The sequence below is a fragment of the Dermacoccus sp. UBA1591 genome, assembly GCF_002322065.1.
Classification (GTDB): domain Bacteria; phylum Actinomycetota; class Actinomycetes; order Actinomycetales; family Dermatophilaceae; genus Dermacoccus; species Dermacoccus nishinomiyaensis.
This window is the reverse complement of the sequence record NZ_DCNR01000028.1, coordinates 1-3,751: the sequence shown is the minus strand read 5'-3', so window position 1 is coordinate 3,751 and position 3,751 is coordinate 1. Positions and strand designations below refer to the sequence as shown.

General features: G+C 72.7%; 2 protein-coding genes. Both read left to right on the top strand.

The window, feature by feature from the left end:
• Window positions 1–80 precede the first annotated feature (80 nt).
• A complete protein-coding gene (gene cydD / locus B2284_RS03080; protein WP_286697170.1) occupies window positions 81–1,685 on the top strand; it encodes a thiol reductant ABC exporter subunit CydD in 1,605 nt (534 codons plus the stop codon).
• Window positions 1,682–3,493 (top strand): thiol reductant ABC exporter subunit CydC, encoded by a 1,812-nt coding sequence (gene cydC, locus B2284_RS03075; RefSeq protein ID WP_286697169.1) that lies wholly within the window; start codon window positions 1,682–1,684, stop codon window positions 3,491–3,493. The genes cydD and cydC overlap by 4 nt, the downstream gene beginning before the upstream one ends.
• Window positions 3,494–3,751: the final 258 nt, after the last annotated feature.

Genomic DNA, 3,751 nt, shown 5'->3' with positions numbered 1-3,751 from the left:
ACCCTCATCTGTGAAGAGCCCTCAAACATCCCGTTTCGCCCGCTGCGAGGGCTGTCACCGTCGGCTGCGAGAATGAGGCCATGCGTCCGTTCGACCCCCACCTGCTGCGCGCCGCGCCCGCCACCCGCCTCCCGGTCGCCGTGCTGGCCCTGCTGGGCGGCCTCGGCGGCATCGTGGCGATCGCACAGGCCGTGGCGGTGGCGCACCTCGTCGTCGCCGTCGTCGAGGGGCACGCGCTGCTGACGCCGGGCCTGTGGGTGCTGGCGCTGTTCGCAGCCCGCGGAATGCTCTCCGGCGCAACCGAACTCGCGGCAGCCCACGCGGGTGCACGCGTCTCCGGCGCGCTGCGCGAGGCCGCGATGCGCCGCTGGATGACGCAGACGGCGGACGAACGCCCCGCACCGAGCGCGATGCTGACGATGGCGACGAAGGGTGCCGCCGCCGTTGAGCCGTACGTCGCGCGCTATCTGCCGGCGCTCGTCACCGCGGGCGTCGTGCCGGTGCTCGCCGTCATCGCGATGCTGTGGGTCGACTGGCGCAGCGCGCTCATCGTCATCGTCACCCTGCCGTTGCTGCCGCTGTTCGCCGCGCTCATCGGCAAGTACACGCAGCGCGCCACGGCGGAACGCTGGGTCGAAACGACGATGCTCGCCGGTCACTTCGCCGACGTCGTTGCCGGGTTGCCGACGCTCGTCGCGTACGGGCGCGGCAGCCATCAGGTCGAGCAGGTGCGCAAGGTCGGTGATCGCCACCGCAGCGCGACGATGCGGACGCTCCGCATCGCATTCCTCTCCTCCGCAGCCCTCGACCTGCTCGCGACGATCTCCGTCGCGATGGTCGCCGTCGCCGTCGGCCTGCGCCTCGCGAACGGCCACGTCTCCCTGCTGACCGGCCTCATGGCGATCCTCATCGCCCCGGAGGCCTACTGGCCGATCCGTCGCGTCGGACAGGAGTTCCACGCGGCGGCCGACGGCGTCGAGGCCATCGACTCGCTGCTCGCCGACGAGCGTGAACGCCCCTGGCACGCCCCCGCACCCGAGACGTCGAGCGGCCTCGCGCGCGCCATGATGAGCGGCGTCACCTACACCTACCCGGGCCAGAGCGCGCCCGCGATCACGCACACGACGGGAGTCGTCCGCGACGGCCTCACGGCCCTCACCGGCCCGAGCGGCTCCGGCAAGTCGACGCTGCTCGAGATCCTCGCCGGCGCGCGCAAGCCCGATTCGGGGCGCCTCGAGGTGCCCAGCACGCACCTCGTCAGCCAACGTGCGTTCATCGCGCCGATGTCGGTGCGTGCCAACCTCGAGCTCGGCAACGACGCGAGCGTCGACGAGATGCGCACCGCGATGGCGGCCACGGGGTTCGACGACGTCGTCCTGTCGCTGCCCGACGGGGTGCGAACATCGCTGGGCGACAACGGTTTCGGCTTGTCCGCCGGGCAACGCGCGCGTCTCGTGCTGACGCGCGCCTGGCTCTCCGACGCGGCCATGGTGCTGCTCGACGAACCGACCGCACACCTCGACCCGGCGAGCGCCGCCGACATCCGCTCGGCCATCGTCGCGCTGAGCAAGCGCAAGCCGGTCGTCGTCGTCACCCATGACGACGCCCTTGCCGCCGCAGCCGACCATCAGTGGCGCGTCTCCGCCCGCTCACCCCAGCGTTACGACCAGGAGGTGAAGGCATGAGCAGCGTTGCCTCACAAGCCGATTCGAACACTGCGTCACGCCAGGGCGTGACACATGCCGATGTGACGCCCGACGATGTGGCACCCGCCGACGACGCGCGAGGCGGCATCGCGCGCGAGGGCGGATCGCGCCCGGATCGGCGCCGCCCGCTGCTCGTGCCGGTGCGCGGCGTCATCATCGCGGGCCTCATCGGCGCTCTCGCGTTCGCCTGCGGCGTGGCGCTGACGGCGACATCCGGCTGGCTCATCGTGCGCGCGAGCCAGCGCCCCATCGTCCTCACGCTGCTGACGGCGATCGTCGCGGTGCGCACGTTCGGCATCGGACGCCCCTTCTTCCGGTACGTCGAGCGGCTCGTCTCTCACAACGCGGCGCTGGCCGACCTCACCGAGCGGCGCACGGCGGCCTACCGTCAGCTGCTGCCGCTCACGCCCGCCCGGTTGGGCACTCGTCGACGCGCCGATCTGCTCTCCGGTGTCGTGCGCGATCTCGACGACGAGGTCGACATCCAGGTGCGCGTCATCGTCCCCCTCATCACGACGGTCGGTGCTGCCGCGGTGGCGCTCGTCGCGACGTTCCTCATCCATCCGCCGGCCGGGTTCGTCATGCTCGGGTTCATCGTCGTCGCGGCGCTCGTCGGGTGGCTGGATCTCGCCCTCGAGCGGCACGGGCAGGCGGCGTCCCTCAAGGCGCGCGGCCAGGTCGATCGCGTCGCGCACCTCGTGAGCTCCGGCGCCACCGAACTCGCGGCGATCGGCGCGACGGACGCTCCGATGGCGTGGCTCGCGCACGCGCAGAAGAACGTCGAGAAGGCCGCGACGGCGCAGGCACGCGGCCGTGCCGCAGGTGTTGCGCTCACGCTCCTCGCGACGGGCGCCGCCACCCTGCTCATGGCGTGGACGCTGGACGGCGAGGTCAGGTCGGGCGCCATCGACGGGCCGTTCGCCGCGCTGCTGCTGCTGACGCCGCTGGCGCTCGGCGACGTCGTCGGGCTCATCCCGGACGCGGTCGGTTCGTTCGCGCGCTCGGCCGCGGCCCGGGACCGTCTGCAGGCGCTGCTGACACAGGAACCCGCCGTCGCCGCCCGCGGCACGCACGGCGTCGCCGACGGCGCGCCGACGATCGAACTCGACGACGTCACCGCGTCGTGGACGGGCGCGCGCACCGACACCGGCCCGCACACGCTGACGATCGCGCCGGGCGAGCATCTCGCCATCACCGGCCCGAACGGGTGCGGCAAGTCGACGCTGCTCGCGGTCCTCGCCCGCCACCTCGACCCCAGCGACGGCATCTGCCGCTGGGACGGCGTCGACGTGCGTGATCTCGACGCCGACGCCGTGCGCTCGCGCATCGCGTTCGTCGACGACGACCCGCACCTGTTCGCCGGGACGCTTGGCGCCAATCTGCTTCTCGCGCAGCCGGATGCGAGTGACGACGAGGTGCGCGCGGCACTGCGTCGCGCCGGCCTCGGTGGGTGGCTCGACGAGCTCACCGACGGCCTCGACACCCATCTCGGCGAGTACCTCGTCGGCGCCGGCCGTGACGGCGCCGCGACGGCCGGCACGGCCACCGAGCGCTCCCTCTCCGGCGGCGAACGCGCCCGCCTCGGCATCGCCCGTGCGCTGCTGAGCGAACGCCCCGTGATCGCGCTCGACGAACCCGTCGCTCACCTCGACGGCCCGACCGCCGACGCCGTCATCCGCGACCTGCTCGAAGCCAGTGGCGGGCGCACCGTTGTCATGGTGAGCCACCACCCCGTCGCCTTCGATGCGCTCGACCGCGTCGTCGAGTTGGAGTTCGCGCGAGCCTGATCGCCTAGGGCGGTCGGCGTTCGGTGCGTCGATGGACCAGGACGGCGAGCATCGCTGCCCTGGGGCAAGAACGCACCGCCGGCGCGGGGGTCGTCGGTGCGCCGAGCACCGTGGTCTCAGGGTGGCGACGCGCCGATGGGCAACGCCCAGCGAGTCAGGGAACGCCCATCGGTTCCTCAGCCCGCCACACGTTGCCCACCAGGATGGACGCGCCGGGGGCGGCGCGTCAGTGGCCTCGCCCAGCCCTTGAATCAGCCC

Excerpts from the sequence above, each read along its gene's own strand:
- cydD (WP_286697170.1), top strand. The coding sequence starts at position 81 with ATGCGTCCGTTCGACCCCCACCTGCTGCGCGCCGCGCCCGCCACCCGC.
- cydC (WP_286697169.1), top strand. The coding sequence starts at position 1,682 with ATGAGCAGCGTTGCCTCACAAGCCGATTCGAACACTGCGTCACGCCAG.